This window comes from Bacillus cereus group sp. Bc031, from assembly GCF_027716265.1.
GTDB lineage: Bacteria > Bacillota > Bacilli > Bacillales > Bacillaceae_G > Bacillus_A > Bacillus_A paranthracis.
Genome location: NZ_JAQFUL010000086.1, coordinates 1 through 20,782, shown reverse-complemented (window position 1 = coordinate 20,782; position 20,782 = coordinate 1). Strand labels below are relative to the sequence as shown.

The following is a 20,782-nucleotide window of genomic DNA, read 5'->3' as shown; positions in this document are numbered from 1 at the left end:
ATGAGGTGAAAGTCTCACGTACGGTGTGGAGAAGGGGAAAAGATGGAGATAACCTCAAAGTCTTACCTATTTCTATTGTTGAAAAAACTTGTAGCAGTCATGACAGCATTCATGGTTATCTTTGGAGCTAGTAGCTTCATGTTTGTAGATCACGCAGCAGCGAAGAGTTACAAATCTGGTAAAAAGTCGTTTACACCAAGTTCAGGTCAAAAGTCAAAAGTTGATTTAAACAAAAAAGACTCAAATGTAAATTCTCAAAAAACGACTCCTGATTCAAAAACAAAAGCAACAAATACAGCACCAAAAAGTAATAAAGGAAGCTTTATGAAAGGTTTATTACTAGGTGGTCTCGGTGGTTTACTAATGGGTAGCTTATTTGCAAATATGGGAGCTCTTGGTTCTGTATTAGCATTTATGGTAAATATGTTAGTAATGGCTGGTATCGTAATGTTAGCAATTCGTGCATTTAAATACTTCAAAGATCAACGTAAGAAAAAGGAAGATGAAGTAGCATGGAAACGATAAAAATTTCTGAACAAGAACTGATCAATGCTCTTTGCGTATATATCGCTGAAAAAAGACAAGTTGGTCCAGAAGAAGTTTTAGTTGAACTTATGTACGACGATGGCTATGGTTTTTCTGCTGAAGTAGAGGTAAATGGTCGCCAGCAAATTTTAATTCAAGCGAACTTAATCGAAGCACTACGCTTATTACTTGACAGAGAATATAATGTCAATTCATTTGCGGCGAGATTACAACTTGAATTAGATGATGAAGAAGGTATTTACGCGTTAGCGAAATTTAATAACTCAGATGAGTAGGAAAAAGAGCTGTTGAGAGTATTCTCAGCAGCTCTTTTTAGTATGTGCATATGCAAGGGAATAATCACGCCAAATTTCATTCATTTTCCGTCTACCGACATCAACACCTTGGTTAAATTGAATGGCAGCTTGTTGACGTACCGCATGTACATGTTGGATTGCTTGTTGCAATTGTTGTTCCACAGAATGGGATTTTTTATTTGCCTGTTTTACAATTGAATATCCAGCAACAGTCCCTTGTGCCATTGCAATTTTCCCGCTTTCAATGCCAGTTATATTGCCGGCTACAAATAAACCAGAAAGAGGGGTTTCCATTGTTTCGGAATGGAGAGGAACATGCCCGCCTAATTCCGGAATGTAACGGAACGGACAGCCAGCTACAGCGGCTAGTTCAGCGAGAGGATATAAGCCACCGGCAATACAAACGAAGTCTGCTTCATATATTTGTTCCGATCCGGTTACGATATTTCCTTTCGTATCAATATTAGCAATGCGTACACCTTCAACTTGATTTGTTCCGATAATTTCAAGAGCTGCTTTTCGAAGGTGAAGAGGTGTACCGTTTATTTTCATTCCGCTGTTTGGATAGAAGGTTAATCCGGCTTTTCGAATCCAGTCATATTTCATAAAATGGCTACCTATGCGTAGAAAAGCAGAAGGAGCGAGATGAGCCGCATTTAAAAGAGAGTTTAAAACTTCTTCTGGTTCTCCAGCCTGTTGACTTAATTCACTTTTTTCAGGAAGTACGATATGTTCAACTTTGATGCCTGCTAATTGTAATTCATTCAAAATAGCGAATGACAAAATGTTAGCACCAATAATGATTCCTTTTTCCCCAACTTGAACGCGATGAACATTTGTCATTACTTGGGCTGCCCCGATTGACATGACTCCTGGAAGTGTCCAACCGGGAAGGGGAATGGAGTACTCAGCAGCGCCAGTAGCAAGTAAAACGAACGGTGCTTCTAACGTACCGATATTCGTATGTACGTACCAAGAACTTTCATCTTTATCTAAATTATAGACGGAAATGCCACATTGAATATTAACTGAAAGAGATTGTGCTTCTTCGTGAAGGCGTTTTGATTCTTTTATCCCGTTCCACCATTCTCCAGTAGGTTCTTGATGTAATTGTCCTAACAATCTTCCGCCAGGCTTCATAAATTCATCAATAACAAGTACATTCAGTCCAAATCGAGCGCAAGAGATAGAGGCTGATAAACCCGCTGGGCCAGCTCCGATAATTATGACATCATTCATCGCTTTTTCACCATCTCTCTCACGATATTTGGATGCTGTTTACCACTAGCAACAACCATATCTTTTTCAACGACAGTTAAGCATGCTCGTACGTTTGCTTGATTGTTTACTGTGACGCGGCATTCAGAACAATGTCCGATATTACAGTAAATACCTCGCGGTGTCCCGTTATCTTCGTGCACTCTTAATGTTCTTATTCCGTTTGCAAGTAAAGCGGCCGCAATCGTTTCATGTTCATATGCTTCATATTGTTGACCGTTAAATTGAAAAGTAATGCGATTACTATTATGTAAACTCCCTAAAATAGGGTGATGTGTAATTCTACTCATTTACTTTCACCTACCGATCCAAAAGTAACTGCTCGTACCGGTGGTTGATATTTCAATGGAATATCATTTGTAGTTACGCCTGGAGTTGCATGTTCAATCATTCGATCTATCATCATTCTACATGTGCGGCCACCGCAAAATCCCATGCCAGCACGTGTTCTTAGTTTTAATTCTCTTGCCGAGCATTTATAATCAGCAATTGTCGATTGAAGTTGACCGTATGTAACTTCTTCACATCGACAAACAATTAAGTGGTCTTTATTCGTCATATGTATTCCTCCTCTAGTTCGGTTTGCACAAATTATATAATGCAAAAACTATGCCAATATAGAGGAGGTAAGGTTTATTGTAACCCGAGCTTTTTTAAACGGTTATATAAAGTGGCCCTCGTAACACCAAGTTGTTTCGCACATTCTAATTTATTTCCATTCAAAATGCGTAAAGCCCTCTCAATGACCTTTTTCTCATGTTCCTCCATCTCTTCTTGTAAAGAGAGGATTGTATTATTATTGCTGAGTAATAAGGAATGAGCCGCATGATTATCTAAAGTTTCGGTTGTATGAAATGGTAAATATTCTTGCTTTATAATACCGTCAGTCGCAAATACGACAAGTCTTTCAATAACGTTACGGAGCTCGCGAATATTACCTGGCCAATTGTAATGAAGCAGTTCATGCATAATGCTTGAAGGTAAGTCGCGAATGGGTCTGTTATAGTTTATTGAAAAATCGTTTAAGAAAGAATAGGTTAATTCAATAATATCTTCGCGTCTTTCGCGCAGCGGTGGAATATGCAAACTAACTACATTTAGGCGATAGTATAAATCTTCTCGGAACGTGCCTTTTCTCATTTCTTCTTGTAAATCACGATTGGTAGCAGCGATAATACGGAAGTCAATATGAATCTCTTTTTCTCCACCAACTCGGTAATATTTTCGTTCTTGTAGTACACGTAAAAGTTTCACTTGCATATCGAGCGGCATTTCTCCTATTTCATCAAGAAATAATGTGCCACCTTGGGCGAGCTCTATTTTACCTTTCTTACCTTTATTATTTGCACCAGAAAACGCCCCGCGCTCATAGCCGAATAATTCGCTTTCAAATAACGCCTCTGGAATGGCACCACAGTTAATTGAAATGAATGGAGCTTTAGCTGCTTCACTTGCATCATGAATTGCTTTCGCAAATACTTCTTTTCCAACACCACTTTCACCGAGTATTAAAACAGTTGATTTCACCGAACAAACTTTTCTAGCTAATTGTATCGTTCTTTGTATAACGGGGCTCTTTCCATTCATCGCAAGAAAAGGGTCTGATTCATCTTTATACTTTGCTACTTCTTGTTCTAAACGGTGCATTTCATGTGACATATTGAATAGTTTTTCATTTAATGCGACTTGATTTGTAACGTCAGTTTCTGAAACGACTGCTCCTATAATTTCATCGTTACAATAAACTGGATTTGAGTTAATTAATACGAACAAATCTGGACGAGGTTGATGGAACTGAGCGATTATACTTTTTCCGTCATGTAATGATTGCAAAATTTCCAAATCTTTATAGTCAAAAAAACGAGTGATAGGTTGCCCAATAATCTCATTATGCTTGACTGAAAAGATCTTCTCGGCGCCATCTGTCCAGGTGCAAACGCGTTCTTTATCATCGATGACTGTAACGGAAGAATCCGTTGTTTGTATTACGGTGTTATAAAAAGAATGGAGTTCATTGTATGACTTAACAAGAAACGGGATGATTTGCTGAGCTGTTATACAGCATATAGGCTCTTTATTTTCGTTCATTATGATAACGACTATTTCATTGGAAAACGCGTCAATTAAAGCGGTGAATGATTCATCTTCATATATTACTGCGCAGTTATATTTTTCTGTAGTAGAAGGGCGGTAATAATACTTTCCGTTAATTTGCTCAATATGTTGCAAGCAGTATGTATGATTAATGGATAAAATTTTTAGAAATTCTTTTATTGTGGGAAATGAGAATGCCATATTGTCCTCCTATTATGTATAAAAATTTTGACAGTGATAAAAAAATAATACACTTATTTGTGATAAATTTAAAATATTTTTACAAATAAAAATATTATTTATAAAAATTGTATATATGTACAGTTGGCACGTCAATTGCATAAAAGAAAGTGAGAGCTTTAGGGGAAGGAGGAGTATTTTGTGAGGCACTGCGACGTTTTAATAATTGGCGGCGGTATTATTGGCTGCTCGATCGCTTATTACACTTCAAAATACGGAAGAGACGTAACAATCATTGAAAAAGGAGAATTTGTCAGCGGGACGTCTTCACGCTGCGATGGAAATATTTTGGCTATTGATAAAGACCCAGGATTTGATAGTCAAATGTCGTTAGTAAGTCAAAAATTAGTAACGGATTTAAGTGAAGAGTTAGAGCACTCATTTGAATATAGGGCACCAGGAAGTATTCTTGTATGTGAGTCGGATGAAGAGATGGAAGCAGCGCAGCAATGGGTGAATCGTCAAAAAGAAGCGGGTTTACCGTTTCGAATGCTTGATAGGCAAGATATAAGAGCAGAATCGCCATTTTTTGCAGATGATTTATTAGGCGGGTTAGAATGCGCAACAGATTCGACTGTAAATCCATATCTTCTTGCTTTTTCACTTCTTGCAGAATCGAAGAAATATGGTACGAAGGCTTTTAATCATACGGAAGTAAAAGAAATGAAAAGAGATAAAGAAGGTTCCTTTATTGTAGAAACGACAAATGGGACGTTTACTGCGAAGCAAGTGGTGAACGCAGCGGGTGTGTGGGCTCCGAAAATCGGACAAATGTTGGATATAAATATCCCAATTGAACCGAAAAAAGGGCATATTATTGTAGCTTCAAGGCAACAACACGTTGGTTGCCGTAAAGTAATGGAATTTGGTTATTTAATTTCTAAATTTGGCGGACAACGAAAAGTGGATGCTTTAACTGAAAAATATGGGGTAGCTCTTGTGTTTGAGCCGACAGAAAGCCAAAATTTTTTAATTGGTAGTAGTAGAGAGTTTGTAGGGTTTCATACGAGGATAAATAACGAGGTTATTAAATGTATTGCGAACAGAGCAATACGTTTTTATCCGAAAATGGCGGATATGATGGTGATTCGTTCCTATGCTGGATTACGCCCGTGGACAGAAGATCATTTGCCGATTATTTCACGTGTGGAACATATCCCAAATTACTTTATAGCAGCAGGGCATGAGGGGGATGGCATTAGTCTTGCCGCAGTTACAGGAAAAGTGATTGAAGAGTTATTAAATGAAAAAGAAACAATCATTCCTATTGAACCACTTCGTTTGAGTCGTTTTACAGAAAGGGTGTTAAACGGATGAGGTCACAAAGAGTCTTTACGACGATTGATACACATACGGGCGGGAATCCAACGAGAACATTGATTAGCGGCCTGCCTAAGTTAATAGGCGAGACGATGGCAGAGAAGATGTTACATATGAAAAAGGAGTATGACTGGATTCGCAAATTGTTAATGAATGAACCGCGTGGTCATGATGTAATGTCAGGAGCACTATTAACAGATCCGTGTCATCCTGAAGCAGATATTGGTGTTATTTACATAGAGACAGGTGGATATTTACCGATGTGTGGTCACGATACAATTGGTGTATGTACAACTTTAATTGAATCAGGTTTAATTCCGGTAGTTGAACCGATTACCTCGTTAAAGTTAGACACGCCAGCCGGGTTAGTTGAAGTGGATATCTTTGTTCAAGATGGAAAAGCGAAAGAAGTCTCCTTTTGTAACATACCAGCTTTTTTACTGAAACACATTACTGTAGACGTCGAAGACATTGGAACTGTAGAGGCGGATATTGCGTATGGAGGGAATTTTTATGCCATTATCGATGCGAAATCAGTAGGGTTAGAGTTAGTACCAGAAAACGCATCTATAATCATAGATAAGGCAATTCATATAAGAAATATCATTAATGAGAAATTTGAAATCATTCATCCAGAGCATTCGTTTATTAGAGGATTAACCCATGTGGAGTTTTATACAGATCCTACACATGAAAGTGCGCATGTGAAAAATACAGTTGTCGTTCCGCCTGGAGGAATTGATCGTTCTCCATGTGGTACAGGAACATCAGCAAAGTTAGCGGTATTATATGCTAACCAAAAAATTGAGATTGATGAAGAGTTTGTTCACGAGAGTATCGTTGGCTCTTTATTTAAAGGTTGTGTCATAAATACGACAAATGTTGAAAATATGGAAGCTGTCGTAACGAAAATTACAGGTTCAGCTTGGCTTATGGGGATGCATAGATTTTTTTACAATGAAAAGGATCCACTGAAAGAAGGCTTTTTGCTAATTCCGCCGATGGAACATGAAACGGAGGATGTAAAATGAACATTCAAAAAATGTATACAGCAGTAGACGTACACGTAAATGGCGAGGTATTCCGTGTAATCAAAGATGTACCATGCAAGTACTACTACAATTTAGAACAATTAAACGAACAATTTTCAGGTGAATTAGCGGAAGAAATGCAGCTTTTATTAAATGAACCGCGTGGTTTTATCGGTTTAAATGGATGTATCGTCGTTCCTTCTATTCATCCGGAAATCGATGCAGCTGTATTATTTTTTAATCATGAAGGGTCAATACCTCTTCATTACGGAGGTATTGTCGCAGTCATAACGATGTTACTAGAAAGTGGGTATGTAAAAAAGAGAGAGACGAATCAATACAAAATCGAAACGTTATCTGGCATATTTTTAGTTCATGCGTATGTAGAGCATGATGAAGTTGTATCTGTTTCGTTTGAAAGTAAAGTATGTTATATGATTGAGAAAAATTTACAAGTTGAACATATAAGTTACTCTCTCATACAGGCAGATAAAGTATACGCAGTTGTAGAAAAAGATGCGTATTCACCAGAAATTCATATTGAAAACATTTCTGAATTGAAAAAATGGGGAGAAAGTACACTACAAGCTATACAAAAACAGTCGTTAATAAAAAGGCTTATTTTAGTAGATTCTTCGCAAAAAGAAAAGAACCATATAAAGTCGATTACCTTTCATGAAGATAACTTTATCGTACGATCGCCAGGTTTTGTTTCTACTATTGTGTCTTATGTTCACGCGTTATTTAAAAATAATTATATAGCGGATAAACCTTTTATAAATGAAAGTATATGTAATAGCTTTATAACTGTTGAAAAAGTGAAGAAGGAAGAAATAGGTTACATTTTCCGTTTTGAAAGTAGAGGATTTATTACAGGGATGCAGACGTTTCTATTAGATCCTACAGATCCGTTTCCGACAGGATTTTTATTAAAATAAAATAGTAAAGGGAGAGATAAATATGAAAAGTATTAAAGGGGCATTTCCAGTATTAATCACACCGATGGATGAGTTTCAAGAGATTAATTGGAACGGTGTAAAACAAAACGTAAACTACTTTATTGAGCAAAAAGTGGCTGGCATTATTATTAATGGAAGCACAGGAGAGTTTGTGAGTTTATCAAAAGAAGAACGATTTAAAATGGTAGAAACAGTATTAAAAGAAGTTGATGGTCGTATACCAGTTATTGTTGGAACTGCTGCGGAGACGACGAAAGAGACGATTGAATATACGAAACATGTAGAAGCGCATGGAGCGGATTGTGCATTAATTATAAATTCGTATTATTGTAAACCGAAAGAAGAGGAAATATATTTTCATTTTAAAGAAATCTCAAACGCTGTAAATATTCCAATTATGTTATACAATAACCCGTTTACATCTGGTGTTGATATGAGTACAGAACTCATGCTACGTATTGGAAAAGACTGTGAAAATGTTACACATATTAAAGAATCTAGCGGAGATATTCGAAAAGCGAGAGATTTAGTAAGACAAGGCGAAGGTGCTTTTCAAGTGTTCTGTGGATCTGAAGATTTAGTTATGGAATCTTATTTAGTTGGTGCGACGGGCTGGGTTTCAGTAGCAGGTAATATCGTACCGGGACTTGTTACAAAAATGTATGAGCATTTCCAAAATGGTGAATTAGAAAAAGCTTGGGAAATAAACGACGCTATTTTACCTCTTTGTGAGTTTCTTGAAGGGTCAGGAAAATATGTACAAATCGTGAAACGATCAATGGAATTATACGGGCAAGCTGGAGGACCTTCACGTTATCCGAGACTCGGATTAACTGAAGAAGAAGAGCAAAAACTTCAAACGATTATTTCAAAAATTGCAGCTCATGCAGCTGTTTAAATAAGGGGGAGAGCATATATGTTAACGAAAAACATTGAACTAAAACCAAAAGTGAAAGCGTTTTTAAATGAAGAAATTAAAATGTTTATTAATGGTGAATTTGTTCCTTCAATTAGCGGGAAGACGTTTGAAACATACAATCCAGCAACTGAAGATGTTTTAGCGGTCGTATGCGAAGCACAAGAAGAGGATATCGATGTCGCAGTAAAAGCGGCACGATCTGCATTTGAATCAGGACCTTGGGCAGAAATGACTACTGCTGAAAGAGCACATCTTATTTATAAATTAGCAGACTTAATTGAAGAGCATGGAGAAGAATTGGCGCAGTTAGAAGCTTTAGATAATGGGAAGCCATATCAAGTAGCACTGGATGATGATATTGCAGCGACTGTAGAAAATTATCGCTATTATGCGGGATGGGCTACGAAAATTATCGGGCAAACCATTCCGATTTCAAAAGATTATTTAAATTACACACGCCATGAACCTGTTGGTGTTGTAGGTCAAATTATTCCTTGGAATTTTCCGCTCGTTATGTCTTCTTGGAAAATGGGAGCTGCACTAGCAACAGGTTGTACGATCGTATTAAAACCAGCAGAGCAAACTCCTTTATCGTTATTATATACAGCGAAACTTTTTAAAGAAGCAGGTTTTCCAGATGGTGTTGTAAACTTTGTGCCAGGTTTCGGCCCTGAAGCGGGAGCTGCAATTGTAAACCATCATGATATTGATAAAGTAGCCTTCACAGGTTCAACAGTTACAGGAAAATATATTATGCGTCAATCTGCAGAAACAATTAAACATGTAACGTTAGAACTTGGTGGTAAATCACCAAATATCATTTTAGAAGATGCTGATTTAGAAGAAGCGATTAACGGTGCATTCCAAGGTATTATGTATAATCACGGCCAAAATTGTAGTGCTGGATCTCGCGTGTTCGTTCACCGAAAACATTACGAAACAGTCGTAAATGAACTAGTAAAAATGGCGAATAACGTGAAACTTGGAGCAGGTATGGAGAAGGAAACGGAAATGGGTCCTCTCGTATCTAAAAAGCAACAAGAGCGTGTACTACATTACATTGAACAAGGAAAAGCTGAAGGCGCGACTGTTGCTGCTGGTGGTGAACGTGCATTTGAAAAAGGTTATTTTGTACAGCCAACCGTATTCATAGATGTTACTGACGATATGACGATAGTTAAGGAAGAAATCTTCGGTCCAGTTGTCGTTGTACTTCCATTTGATTCAACGGAAGAAGTAATTGAAAGAGCAAATCGCTCTTCTTACGGACTCGCTGCAGGCGTATGGACACAAAATATTAAAACAGGACATCAAGTTGCCAATAAATTAAAGGCAGGAACGGTATGGATTAATGATTATAACTTAGAAAATGCAGCGGCACCATTTGGTGGATTTAAACAATCTGGTATCGGCCGTGAGTTAGGTTCATATGCGCTTGATAATTACACAGAAGTGAAAAGTGTTTGGGTAAATATAAAGTAATAGAGAGATGAAATAATGAGATAGACGGACAACTGGAAGTTTTCATAATAGTTGTCCGTTTTCTTATATATAAAATAGTGTTCTAAAGAATGATAAGGGGGATTTGGATGGAGCAATTAGTAGAGTGGTTAGTAGGGCAAGTATGGAGTATAGGGCTAGTTATTTTCGCATTAGGGGCAGGGGTGTATTTTACTATTGCAACTCGTTTTCTACAAATTCGTTATTTTAAAGAGATGATTAAACTATTATTTGAAGGGAAGAGCTCGGAGACGGGAATTTCATCCTTTCAAGCATTTTGTTTAGCCTTATCAGGTAGGGTCGGAATAGGTAATATTGCAGGGGTCGCAACAGCTATCGCTTTCGGCGGACCGGGAGCTGTATTTTGGATGTGGGTAATGGCTCTATTAGGAGCAGCTAGTGCATTTGTTGAATCAACATTATCTCAAGTATATAAAAGTAAAGTTGGAAATGAATATCGCGGTGGTACACCATATTTCATTGAAAAAGGATTGAAAATGAAATGGTTTGCAATCATTGTAGCAGTCGTTGTAACACTTTCATATGGTGTTTTATTACCAGGTATTCAATCTAGTAGTATCGCAGTTGGATTCGAAAACTCTAATGGTATTAGCAAATATATAACTGGTATATTGTTAGTCATATTATTAGCGGCAATCATTTTTGGTGGCGTAAAGAGAATTGCAGGCGTTTCACAAATGCTCGTTCCATTTATGGCAATTGGATATGTAATTGTTACATGTATCGTATTAATAGCGAATGTAACGGAAATTCCAAGTATGTTCGCTTTAATTTTCTCTAGTGCTTTCGGTATAAATGAAATGTTTGGTGGAATCGTCGGTGCAGCAATTGCATGGGGCGTAAAGCGCGCTGTATTTTCAAATGTAGCTGGCGTTGGAGAAGCGACGTATAGCTCTGCTGCGGCTGAAGTATCTCACCCAGCAAAACAAGGGTTAGTTCAAGCCTTTTCTGTATACATTGATACAATTGTCGTATGTACAGCGACAGCTCTTATGATTTTAATAACAGGTATGTATAATGTTATACCTGAAGGGAAAAGCGCTATTGTAAAGAATATGGGGAATGTAGATGCTGGTCCAATCTATACACAACAAGCTGTTGAAACTGTTATGACGGGATTTGGACCATTATTCATTTCAATCGCAATTTTCTTCTTCGCATTTACAACTTTACTCGCTTACTACTATATCGCTGAAACGACACTTACTTATTTAGATCGTGAGGTTAAATATAGCTGGTTAAAACCAGTATTAAAAATTGGGTTTTTAATTATGGTTTATATCGGTAGCGTAGAATCAGCGTCGCTTTTATGGAATCTTGGGGATTTAGGAATTGGTAGTATGGCATGGTTAAACTTAATTGCGATTCTACTATTAAGTAAAATCGCATTAAAAGTGTTAAAAGATTATGAAGCGCAGAAAAAAGAAGGGAAAGATCCAGTATTTGATCCTAAAAATGCAGGAATTGAAGGTTTAACATTTTGGGAAGAAAGAAGTAAAGAGGTTCAAAGAAAAAATGTTAAAGAACAAGAGGTAGTGGATGATAGTCTGAAACTGTAGTTTAAATAAACTGAACATTCACTCTATTGAACGAGGTATATTGCCTTCTTTTCATCACATACTACAGTAGGTACAGATAATTTGAATGGGGGTAATAATAAGATGGAACACGAACAACATCATAGTTCAGTAAATGACGTTCTACATCATTATAAAGAAGGAATCGGTAGTTTTACAAACCAAATTCCTGAAATTGCTGAAACATATAATGCATTCACGCAAGCTTGTTTTCAAGAGGGTTCTTTAACAAAAAGAGAAAAACAACTTATTGCATTAGGAATTAGTCTAGCAACGCAAGATGAATATTGTACCGTTTATCATACAAAAGGGTGTCTTGATCAAGGGTGTTCAGATAAAGAAATTCTGGAAGCGTGTGGTGTATCAGAAGCATTTGCTGGTGGAGCTGCAATGAGTCAAGCGGTAACTTTAGTGCAAGAGTGTTTAACAGAACTGAAAAATCATAAGCATTGAATAGAAAAAAACGTTTTAAACATAAAGTTTAAAACGTTTTTTATGTGAAATTACATTTGTATTCATTTTAATATTTTATATCTTCATAAATCGAATTCTCTACATCAGGAAGAACTGTGTATATGCTTTTACCGATTAAAGCTTCTAATTCTTTCTTAATTGCATAAAACCCTTTCCAATGTAATGATGTATGAGACGTTGTACCGTGACGTAAACCAACGGAAATCAATCTTCTTTCCAGCGTAGTAAAACCATCCGCGTCAGCAAGAGCATCACAAAGAGTAATTACTTTATTGTATAAATCGTAGTTACAATGTTCATTCAATATTTCAACTAACTGGATTCTCATATGATCAGGAACGAGACTCCACTCCGCTGCGATATCTATATGTTCATTTTTGCATGGGAATGAGTGTGTAACACAAATAACAGCGTTTCCTGTATACCCTAAATCATTCATATACATATAACCATCGTAGGAATGAATGACCGATTTGGTAAAACCTTTGTATCTTCCGATATCATGCAAAAGGGCAGCATTATATGCTATATCAGCATCTAGGTTATACCCATTTTTAATAAGTTCTATAATTATGTTTTCAGTTGCCTGAGCAACATTTATTGAATGTTCAAACCAAGGACCGGGGTTTTGTTCATATGCCCATTCGAGTAATTCTTTTGCATATGTTCTATCTACTATATATTTCATATCGTTATCCTTTCCCTAAAAAATCATGTTTTAAAGAATTTCATCTTAGTATATCATTATTCCTCCTTTAAAAATTGGTACAATGAAACAAAAGGGGGATTAGTAATGCAAAATTTAGTAATTGAAGAGATTAAGAAAATAAATGATGATATGGAAGAGCTTTCTGAACTTTTGAAAACGGTTGTAAATGATGGGGCGTCAATTGGTTTTTTACCTCCACTGGATCAAAAAGAATCAGCGAAGTATTGGGAAACTGTTTTAGCACCAGAAGTGATCTTATATGTTGCTAAAATAAATAATGAAGTGGCAGGGAGTATTCAATTACATTTCGTTACAAAGCCTAATGGGATTCATAGAGCTGAAATTTGTAAGTTAATGACTCATCCAAACTTTAGACGTAATGGCATTGGACGTTCACTTATGCGCAAAGCAGAGGAACGAGCGAAGCAAGAAAACAGGACTCTTTTAGTGCTAGATACTAGAGAAGGAGATCCTTCGAATAAATTATATAAATCATTAGATTATCAAGAAGCTGGCAAAATACCAGAATACGCAATTTCTCCAAATGGTAATTTAGATGCAACAGTTATTTATTATAAATTTTTATAAGTGATGATTAAAATGCTGTCATGCTTAAAATAATAAAGTTTGATTTTTAACACCGTCTATATTTCTCTAGCGGTGTTATTTGAATTTAATTAATGTGCTAATTGAATTTGAGAAAGTTTTTAGAGGGTTCTTTTCGTAATGTTCCTCGACTTATAATGGATGTAGATAAGATGACTAGGCAACTATAGTTATTTTCGCTTTATTATGGGAAAGGGGATGACGAGATGAAAACGAAAGGTTTACAGAAGGTGAAGAAAGTTATATTAAGTGGTGGGATATTACTTACAGGATTGTTAACTTTCGGTTTTTCAGAAAAAGCTTCAGCTCATGGATACGTAGAATCACCAGCGAGCCGTTCTTATTTATGTAAGCAAGGGGTAAATGTAAACTGCGGTCCAATTCAATATGAGCCGCAAAGTGTAGAAGGAATAGGTGGATTCCCGCAATTAGGACCTTCGGATGGTCAAATCGCAGGAGCTGGCCATTTCCCTGCTTTAGATGTACAGACTGTAGATAGGTGGAAGAAAGTTACGTTAAACGGTGGGACGAATACATTCAAGTGGAAACTAACGGCTCCTCATAGTACGAAAGAGTGGAAATATTATATTACGAAGAAAGATTGGAATCCGAATAAGCCTTTAACGAGGTCTGATTTAGATTTAGTGCCTTTCTATGTAAAAAATGATGGAGGAGCTAGACCTGGAACTTCCGTAACACATGAAGCAAATGTGCCAACTGATAGAAATGGATATCACCTTATTTTAGCTGTGTGGGAAATCGCAGATACTGGAAATGCATTTTATCAAGTTATAGATGTTAACCTTGTAAATAACGGTTTAGCATCAAATAACGTGCTAAATCATGTAGTGCAAGTTCCTACTTTATTTTAAATAAAGTATACATTTCGATCATCTAATTCATTTTAGATGATCTTTTTTACGAAAAACGATGAAAAATATAGAAGAAAGTGCAATTATTTATAAAAAATTATGCTTTAAATATTGTCATATTTGCTTCTTTAAGATATCCTTTTCATGAAGAGGTGGAAAACATGGAAAAAGTACTAGTTTTCGGGCATAAAAACCCAGATACAGATGCAATTTGTTCTGCAATTGCTTATGCAGAATTGAAAAAAGAATTAGGAATGAATGCTGAGCCTGTACGTTTAGGCGAAATCAGCGGTGAAACTCAATTTGCGTTAGACTATTTTAAAGTAGAAGGACCGCGTTTTGTTGAAACAGTTGCAAGCGAAGTGGACAACGTTATTTTAGTTGACCATAACGAGCGTCAACAAAGTGCTAACGATATCGAATCAGTTCGTGTGTTAGAAGTTATTGACCATCACCGTATTGCTAACTTTGAAACAAGCGATCCTATTTACTACCGTTGTGAGCCAGTTGGTTGTACAGCTACAATTTTAAACAAGATGTACAAAGAAAACGGCATTACAATTCGTAAAGAAGTTGCAGGTTTAATGTTATCTGCAATCATTTCAGATTCTTTACTATTCAAATCTCCAACTTGCACAGAGCAAGACGTAGCAGCAGCTCGTGAATTAGCGGAAATCGCTGGTGTAGATGCTGACAAATACGGCTTAGAAATGTTAAAAGCTGGTGCTGACTTAAGCGGAAAAACAATGGAGCAATTAATCTCTCTTGACGCTAAAGAATTCCAAATGGGTAATGCGAAAGTTGAAATCGCACAAGTAAACGCTGTTGATACAAATGACGTTCTTGTACACCAAGCTGAACTTGAAAAAGTTATCTCTGCAGTAGTAGAAGAAAAAGGTTTAGACCTATTCTTATTCGTTGTAACTGATATCTTAACTAACGATTCTGTCGGTCTTGCGATCGGTAAAGCAGCAAACGTTGTTGAGAAAGCATACAACGTATCCCTAGAAAACAATACTGCTACATTAAAAGGTGTAGTATCTCGTAAAAAACAAATCGTACCAGTATTAACAGAAGCATTCCAAGCGTAATATTATTGAGTATGATTTAACAAAAAGACAAGTAGTCAGATTGGCTACTTGTCTTTTTCTTTCTCTAAAAAACAGAAAATTAGATTTTTAAAAGGAGAGTTGTGTATGTTTAATGATTTGGAGAGTAAATTACAGTCACTTTTAGAGCGAAATATTACTTCTGTTTTAGAATTAGAAAATTGGCTTTTCGATGAATTGCGTGTAAACGCTGAAATAGAAGAGAAGATAACAAGTAGTTTAATCGCCACGTATAGAGATACAGGTAACAGAAATATGCATGATTTACATATGTATAATCAAAATACAATTCAACCACTTTTAAAAAGATACAATGCAAAGTTTGACCAAAAATTTATAGAGTGTCCGTTTTCTAACTTATTAGACGAGCGAAAATATGCATTTATGAAAAAAGCAAGATTTGTAAAGAGTAAAATGTTTAATGAAAAAAACATTGCTCTTTCTATTAAAGAGCAAGAGTGCATTACGAAGTATAGAGAAATAATGTCTAACATAACAATTAATTGGGAAGGCGAGCAAAAGACGTATGCACACGTTAAAGCAAAGCTAGATAACCCAAATAGAGCTATTCGCGAAAAAGCTTGGTACGCTTTATGTGAAGCAAGGAGTGCAGTGAAACCAGAAGTGGATCGTATTATGAATGAACTTATACAATTGCGGAATGAGATAGCTTTAAATGCAGGGTTTAATAATTATAGTGAATATGCTTGTAAACAAAAAAACAGAGATTATAATATTGAAGATTGCTATAAGCTTCATGAATCTATAGAAAAGTATGTTGTACCAATCTGGAAACAATTAGGGAGTATTTCTAAAAAGAATCTCGGTGTAAAAACGTATCGCCCTTGGGATCTTTCTCCATGTAATTTACCAAAAGTCCCATTCCAAAATGTGATTGATTTATTAAATGGCGTGGAAGAAATATTTCGAAAGACAGATTTATATTTTTATGAGAAATTTATTCATATAAGGAAAGCTGGATGCATTGACGTAGAAGAACGTGAAAATAAAGCACCAGGAGCTATTTGTTTTACCTTGCCTCATAGTAAAGAGGTTTTTGTGTATTCTAATTTTAGTCCTTCATTTTATGCAATTAATGCACTTATACATGAAGTGGGGCATGCATTTCATTTTTATAAACAATTTAAAAACGATAGTAGTATGCAGGAAAGATATCTGCGCGAAGAGGTGGCTGAACTTTATTCCCTCAGTCTTGAGTTATTAGTAATGGATAAGCTGAATGTTTTTTATAAGCAAGAGGATGAATATAAAGAAGTGCAACGCGTACAAATATATCGTGCTTTGTCTTTATTAATGTCGTCAATTGCAGGAGATGTATTCCAGCACTGGATCTATGCGAATCCAAACCATACATCAGAAGAACGTGATAAGAAATACGCCGAACTATGCAAAAGATATCAATATTCAACAGTCGACCTTGCAGGATTAGAGGATGAAATCGGTGCAAGCTGGATAGAGTCCTTTCACTATGTTCAGTTTCCTTTTTATAAAATTGAATATGCAATTGCACAAATAGGAGCAATGCAATTGTTTCAAATTTACTGGGAAGACCCAGAAAAAGCGATTGCTTTCTTTAAAGAAGGTGCGAGTGCAGATTGGAATTTATCTATACAAGAAATATATGAAAAAACAGGTGTCACGTTTGATTTTTCGGAAGAAAGGATAGAAAGTACTGCAAGTGTTATTTTGGATGTGATCAATGAATTAAAATAAGAATAGCATTCGCTATCCTTATAACTGTTTATTCGTAGATTTTTTCTTGTTTATATAAAATGTAATAATAGCTGTAATGAGAAAAATAGGTATAGCATACGCTTGCCCAACAAACAACTTCCAGCCCGCATGATTATAACTTTGAGATGCTGGAGCAATCATAGCGATTACGCAAACAATAATATAGAGTACTAGTGCAGGGAGTATATTTTTCATTTGTTCACCTCCTTTTCAGAAAATCACCACATGTATATTTATATAACACATTATAGCTTGAGATAACAAATATGTTTTTCTAATATTTATGTAAATAAAAGGGTTGTTTTTAAGTGGAATAGAATAGGTGTATGTAGAATGATATAGGGGTGTTACATATAATGAACAATATATTAAATCGAATAAAGAAAGATGTAAGTATAGAATTATTGAATACGCTATGGCCTGGTTTTAAGAGGGCTGCATTTGCACTATACGATGATGAGCATGTGTATGTATTTCATCATCCTCTATTTTTGAAAGATAATGATGAGTATAGTGTTTTAAAGTGGGATGAACAATTTAAAGGTGATACTTGTATTCTATTCAAAGATTATCCAACTGCTATCGTGAATATGAATAGATATAAAGATTATGCAAGTTTACTTGCGATTGTGGTGCATGAACTTTTTCATTGTCATCAATATTTGAATAAAGAAAGTAGATTTCCAAATGAATCTATAGGATTTCAATATCCTATAATAGAAGAAAACACAGAATTACGAAATAAAGAACGAATTTGTTTATATGATGCTGTTCATTGTAAATCTCAAGAAGAGAAAATTAATTATATTAAGCAATTTATTAATCTAAGAGAGCAAAGAGCTAGTGTTATGGGAGAAGATTTTATAACATATGAGCATATGATTGAAAGTATAGAGGGGCCTGCTTGGTATGTTGAAATGAATGCTTACAATGCAGTATGTAAAAATGATGAAAGCGACACATTACGAAAATATAGCGGACTCATTTTAGATGCATATGAAGCTAATTGTAACATTAGAAAGAGCTGCTATAGCTCAGGAATGCTTTTATGTTTATTATTAGATGAAGTCCTACCTGAATGGAAAAAAAGCTTCTTTAATAGTGATAAATCGTTATATGCTTTTTTAAAACAAAATATAAAGGTGGATTTGAGTTTAAATAATGAAATTACAATAAGTAAAGAAACGAAGCAAATCCTTCATTTTGTTCAAGACGAAAGAGATAAGGATTTCAACCACTTTTATGGGGAGAAGGGGTATCATTTGTATATTATAGGCAATATAAAATTAAATTCGTTTAATCCAATGAATGTAAAGTTAAACGGAAATAAAGCATTACATAAAACATTTTTAAGTGTAGGTATACATAATAAAACATATATGATAAATCAGCCTGTTTTAGCATCTTTTGAAGAAGATTTTAAAAATATGACAAAAGTTCATATCAAAATAAACAAAAAACCGAAAGAAACAAATAATGGATGGAATGTATTGGGGGTTGGAGATATAGAAGCTGAGTATGAAGAAGTAGAGGGTTCTATATTTTTATATTTAAAAAGTTAGAAATGAGGTAAGAAAAAACGATGAAAAGGTTATGCATAATTCCATGCGGAAAGAAGAAAATTTGGGATAAGTATCCTGATTACGGACCGATGGAGGCAAAAGATGTATATATTAGCCCGTTCGGAAAAGCATGTCAATCGTATGCAACTATGTTTTTCGAGAATTGGGTTATATTATCAGCGAAGCATGGATTTTTAAGGCCAAATGATATTGTACTAGAAAACTATGATCTTGCGTTTGATTCAAAGAGCGATAAGGTAATAAGTATAGAGCAATTACAAAAACAGATGGTAGATAAAAGTTTACTACAGTTTGACGAAATCGTCTTACTTGCAGGGGAAAAGCATAAAAAAGTAGTAACAAAGCTATATCCAGAAGAAATAATTACATATCCGTTAGAAGGATGTAAAGGAATTGGATATATGTTGCAGAGGTTGAAAGAGGCAGTGAAGGAAGAGAAGGAAATATAAGTATAGTTTCAGTCACTATGAGCTTAAACTGTTTTTAGGGAATTAAAACGTAAAATAGAGTTTTTAAGCATCGCCAAAAAGGTGATGCTTTTTGTTCGTGTCACCACTTTTTATAACGAAAACGAATTGCCTTCACTTTTAGAAAATGTAGGATGTATGGGTACAGTTAAGATTGTAAGTGGGAATAGCAATAAGACAAGTTTTGAATATGATATTAAGAAAGGAGATGTTGATAAATAATGGCCAGATATAGTTTGCACGGAGGACACAATAGTATTGTTCAAGGTGCTAATTTCGGGAATCGGAAAGAACACGTTCTAGATAGGCAAGTTAAAGATGCTGTGGCGACTAAGTTAAGGTCCCTAGGACACACGGTTTATGACGATACGGACGAGGTAGGGACAACTCAATCACAAAATTTAAATAATATCATTCGGAATAGCAATTCCCATGCTGTGGATTTAGTTATTTCTTTTCATCTTAATGCAAGTGATGGAAATGGACAGGGTGTTGAGGTTTTGTATTATGATCAGAAAGATTTGGCGGCTAAAATCTCAGCTCAACTAGCAAAAGATATTGGATGGCGTGATCGAGGTGCGAAACAACGTACAGATTTAGCAGTATTAAATGGAACGAAAGCACCGGCTATTCTTATTGAATTAGGATTTATTGATAATGAATCCGACATGGCAAAATGGAATGTTGATAAAATCGCTAATTCTATTGTATTTGCTCTTACAGGACAAACTGGAGGAGGTGCAACGGACTTGCTCAAAGTAAAAACTGGTGGTGTAGCATTTAGCAATTTACAAGCTTTGGCTCAGGCGATGGTTGATGCGGGTATTGATGGACAAATTGTCGTTCAGAAAGATGGCATTGGTTATGCTATAACGAATGGCTATCCGTCCGGAAATATCGATAAATTTACAGCTTGGTTAGATGCACGTAAATGGTACTATGAGTACTTGAGATAAAACGAAAAATTGTCTTATTTTTAGTTAACAAGTATATTAAGTAACTAATAATTATGTAACTATAAAAATATGAACAATGTATATGTAAATTAGTACACAAAACCACCTGTCAGAAAGGTGGTTTTGTGTATCACGCTTTAATGGCAGTAAAATTCATACCTCAAAATTCGGATGAAGCTAAGAAATTAGCTGGGAATTGCACTGCTTGTGGCCTCCTACTGATTATAGTTTAGAGCTTTGTAAGTCTTTACTTATTAAACCTGTAATAATATTTTATTTTCTCAATACATAAGCCGAATTTTAAAGTATTACGCAATAATACACTACCTTTCATACTATTTATTAGTTGATAATAGCAAAAAAACAAGCTTTGAATATAATAATGAAAAAGATCAACTATGAGAAGTCAAGAGGAATTTTATAAATAGGAAACTTAAAAAAGGGTGCACCAAATAACCCTAAGAGATGTT

The 20,782-nt window shown here is 35.6% G+C and carries 22 protein-coding genes; 16 read left to right on the top strand and 6 right to left on the bottom strand.

What is annotated here, in order from left to right:
- Positions 1-75 precede the first annotated feature (75 nt).
- Complete coding sequence (locus PDQ33_RS23840; RefSeq protein ID WP_000914477.1) at positions 76-525, top strand: hypothetical protein; 450 nt, start codon at positions 76-78, stop codon at positions 523-525.
- Entirely contained in the window at positions 513-821 is a 309-nt protein-coding gene (locus PDQ33_RS23835; RefSeq protein WP_270756725.1) for a YxcD family protein, read from the top strand. The genes PDQ33_RS23840 and PDQ33_RS23835 overlap by 13 nt, the downstream gene beginning before the upstream one ends.
- A gap of 24 nt (positions 822-845) precedes the next feature.
- Here PDQ33_RS23835 and PDQ33_RS23830 read toward each other — a convergent pair whose 3' ends face one another.
- From PDQ33_RS23830 to PDQ33_RS23815, 4 genes are all read right to left on the bottom strand, one after another.
- The gene (locus tag PDQ33_RS23830) at positions 846-2,081 is read right to left on the bottom strand and encodes an NAD(P)/FAD-dependent oxidoreductase (protein WP_061130583.1); all 1,236 of its coding nucleotides are present in this window, start codon (positions 2,079-2,081) and stop codon (positions 846-848) included.
- Positions 2,078-2,410 (bottom strand): (2Fe-2S)-binding protein, encoded by a 333-nt coding sequence (locus tag PDQ33_RS23825; protein WP_000087049.1) that lies wholly within the window; start codon positions 2,408-2,410, stop codon positions 2,078-2,080. Before PDQ33_RS23825 ends, PDQ33_RS23830 begins: the two co-directional genes overlap by 4 nt.
- On the bottom strand, positions 2,407-2,679 hold the full coding sequence (locus PDQ33_RS23820; RefSeq protein ID WP_000182233.1) for a (2Fe-2S)-binding protein: 273 nt from the start codon (positions 2,677-2,679) through the stop codon (positions 2,407-2,409). The genes PDQ33_RS23825 and PDQ33_RS23820 overlap by 4 nt, the downstream gene beginning before the upstream one ends.
- Positions 2,680-2,753: 74 nt before the next feature.
- The gene (locus tag PDQ33_RS23815; protein WP_048557936.1) at positions 2,754-4,415 is read right to left on the bottom strand and encodes a sigma-54 interaction domain-containing protein; all 1,662 of its coding nucleotides are present in this window, start codon (positions 4,413-4,415) and stop codon (positions 2,754-2,756) included.
- A 180-nt stretch (positions 4,416-4,595) separates the two neighbouring features.
- On the opposite strand from PDQ33_RS23815, the gene PDQ33_RS23810 reads away from it, so the two are divergent.
- The 7 genes from PDQ33_RS23810 (at position 4,596) to PDQ33_RS23780 (ending at position 12,234) form a co-directional block, all read left to right on the top strand.
- Positions 4,596-5,771 carry an NAD(P)/FAD-dependent oxidoreductase gene (locus tag PDQ33_RS23810; RefSeq protein ID WP_061130584.1) on the top strand — a complete coding sequence of 392 codons (1,176 nt, stop codon included), beginning with the start codon at positions 4,596-4,598 and terminating at the stop codon, positions 5,769-5,771.
- On the top strand, positions 5,768-6,805 hold the full coding sequence (locus tag PDQ33_RS23805; protein WP_270756724.1) for a proline racemase family protein: 1,038 nt from the start codon (positions 5,768-5,770) through the stop codon (positions 6,803-6,805). Before PDQ33_RS23810 ends, PDQ33_RS23805 begins: the two co-directional genes overlap by 4 nt.
- Positions 6,802-7,743: a proline racemase family protein gene (locus tag PDQ33_RS23800; protein ID WP_061130586.1), complete on the top strand. Its 942-nt coding sequence runs from the start codon at positions 6,802-6,804 to the stop codon at positions 7,741-7,743. The genes PDQ33_RS23805 and PDQ33_RS23800 overlap by 4 nt, the downstream gene beginning before the upstream one ends.
- Positions 7,744-7,765: 22 nt before the next feature.
- On the top strand, positions 7,766-8,662 hold the full coding sequence (gene dapA / locus PDQ33_RS23795; protein WP_270756723.1) for a 4-hydroxy-tetrahydrodipicolinate synthase: 897 nt from the start codon (positions 7,766-7,768) through the stop codon (positions 8,660-8,662).
- An 18-nt stretch (positions 8,663-8,680) separates the two neighbouring features.
- The gene (locus PDQ33_RS23790) at positions 8,681-10,165 is read left to right on the top strand and encodes an aldehyde dehydrogenase family protein (RefSeq protein WP_061130588.1); all 1,485 of its coding nucleotides are present in this window, start codon (positions 8,681-8,683) and stop codon (positions 10,163-10,165) included.
- Between the two features lie 107 nt (positions 10,166-10,272).
- On the top strand, positions 10,273-11,763 hold the full coding sequence (locus PDQ33_RS23785) for an alanine/glycine:cation symporter family protein (protein WP_061130589.1): 1,491 nt from the start codon (positions 10,273-10,275) through the stop codon (positions 11,761-11,763).
- A 102-nt stretch (positions 11,764-11,865) separates the two neighbouring features.
- Positions 11,866-12,234 (top strand): carboxymuconolactone decarboxylase family protein, encoded by a 369-nt coding sequence (locus PDQ33_RS23780; protein WP_270756722.1) that lies wholly within the window; start codon positions 11,866-11,868, stop codon positions 12,232-12,234.
- Between the two features lie 67 nt (positions 12,235-12,301).
- On the opposite strand, the gene PDQ33_RS23775 is transcribed toward PDQ33_RS23780, so the two are convergent.
- A complete protein-coding gene (locus PDQ33_RS23775) occupies positions 12,302-12,943 on the bottom strand; it encodes an HD domain-containing protein (protein ID WP_000875266.1) in 642 nt (213 codons plus the stop codon).
- Between the two features lie 105 nt (positions 12,944-13,048).
- Here PDQ33_RS23775 and PDQ33_RS23770 point away from each other — a divergent pair, with 105 nt between their 5' ends.
- The 4 genes from PDQ33_RS23770 (at position 13,049) to PDQ33_RS23755 (ending at position 17,285) form a co-directional block, all read left to right on the top strand.
- Positions 13,049-13,552: a GNAT family N-acetyltransferase gene (locus PDQ33_RS23770; RefSeq protein WP_001180575.1), complete on the top strand. Its 504-nt coding sequence runs from the start codon at positions 13,049-13,051 to the stop codon at positions 13,550-13,552.
- A 224-nt stretch (positions 13,553-13,776) separates the two neighbouring features.
- Positions 13,777-14,442, top strand: coding sequence for a lytic polysaccharide monooxygenase (locus PDQ33_RS23765; protein ID WP_000850064.1), 666 nt, complete (start codon positions 13,777-13,779; stop codon positions 14,440-14,442).
- 161 nt (positions 14,443-14,603) lie between these two features.
- A complete protein-coding gene (gene ppaC / locus PDQ33_RS23760; protein ID WP_000416855.1) occupies positions 14,604-15,533 on the top strand; it encodes a manganese-dependent inorganic pyrophosphatase in 930 nt (309 codons plus the stop codon).
- A 105-nt stretch (positions 15,534-15,638) separates the two neighbouring features.
- Entirely contained in the window at positions 15,639-17,285 is a 1,647-nt protein-coding gene (locus PDQ33_RS23755; RefSeq protein WP_071741982.1) for a M3 family oligoendopeptidase, read from the top strand.
- 18 nt (positions 17,286-17,303) lie between these two features.
- On the opposite strand, the gene PDQ33_RS23750 is transcribed toward PDQ33_RS23755, so the two are convergent.
- The gene (locus PDQ33_RS23750) at positions 17,304-17,501 is read right to left on the bottom strand and encodes a DUF4017 family protein (RefSeq protein WP_000789869.1); all 198 of its coding nucleotides are present in this window, start codon (positions 17,499-17,501) and stop codon (positions 17,304-17,306) included.
- A gap of 161 nt (positions 17,502-17,662) precedes the next feature.
- Here PDQ33_RS23750 and PDQ33_RS23745 point away from each other — a divergent pair, with 161 nt between their 5' ends.
- The 3 genes from PDQ33_RS23745 (at position 17,663) to PDQ33_RS23735 (ending at position 20,312) form a co-directional block, all read left to right on the top strand.
- Complete coding sequence (locus PDQ33_RS23745; RefSeq protein ID WP_270756721.1) at positions 17,663-18,868, top strand: peptide ABC transporter permease; 1,206 nt, start codon at positions 17,663-17,665, stop codon at positions 18,866-18,868.
- 20 nt (positions 18,869-18,888) lie between these two features.
- The gene (locus tag PDQ33_RS23740; RefSeq protein ID WP_270756720.1) at positions 18,889-19,338 is read left to right on the top strand and encodes a DUF6884 domain-containing protein; all 450 of its coding nucleotides are present in this window, start codon (positions 18,889-18,891) and stop codon (positions 19,336-19,338) included.
- Between the two features lie 239 nt (positions 19,339-19,577).
- Positions 19,578-20,312, top strand: coding sequence for an N-acetylmuramoyl-L-alanine amidase (locus PDQ33_RS23735; RefSeq protein ID WP_000135295.1), 735 nt, complete (start codon positions 19,578-19,580; stop codon positions 20,310-20,312).
- Positions 20,313-20,782: the final 470 nt, after the last annotated feature.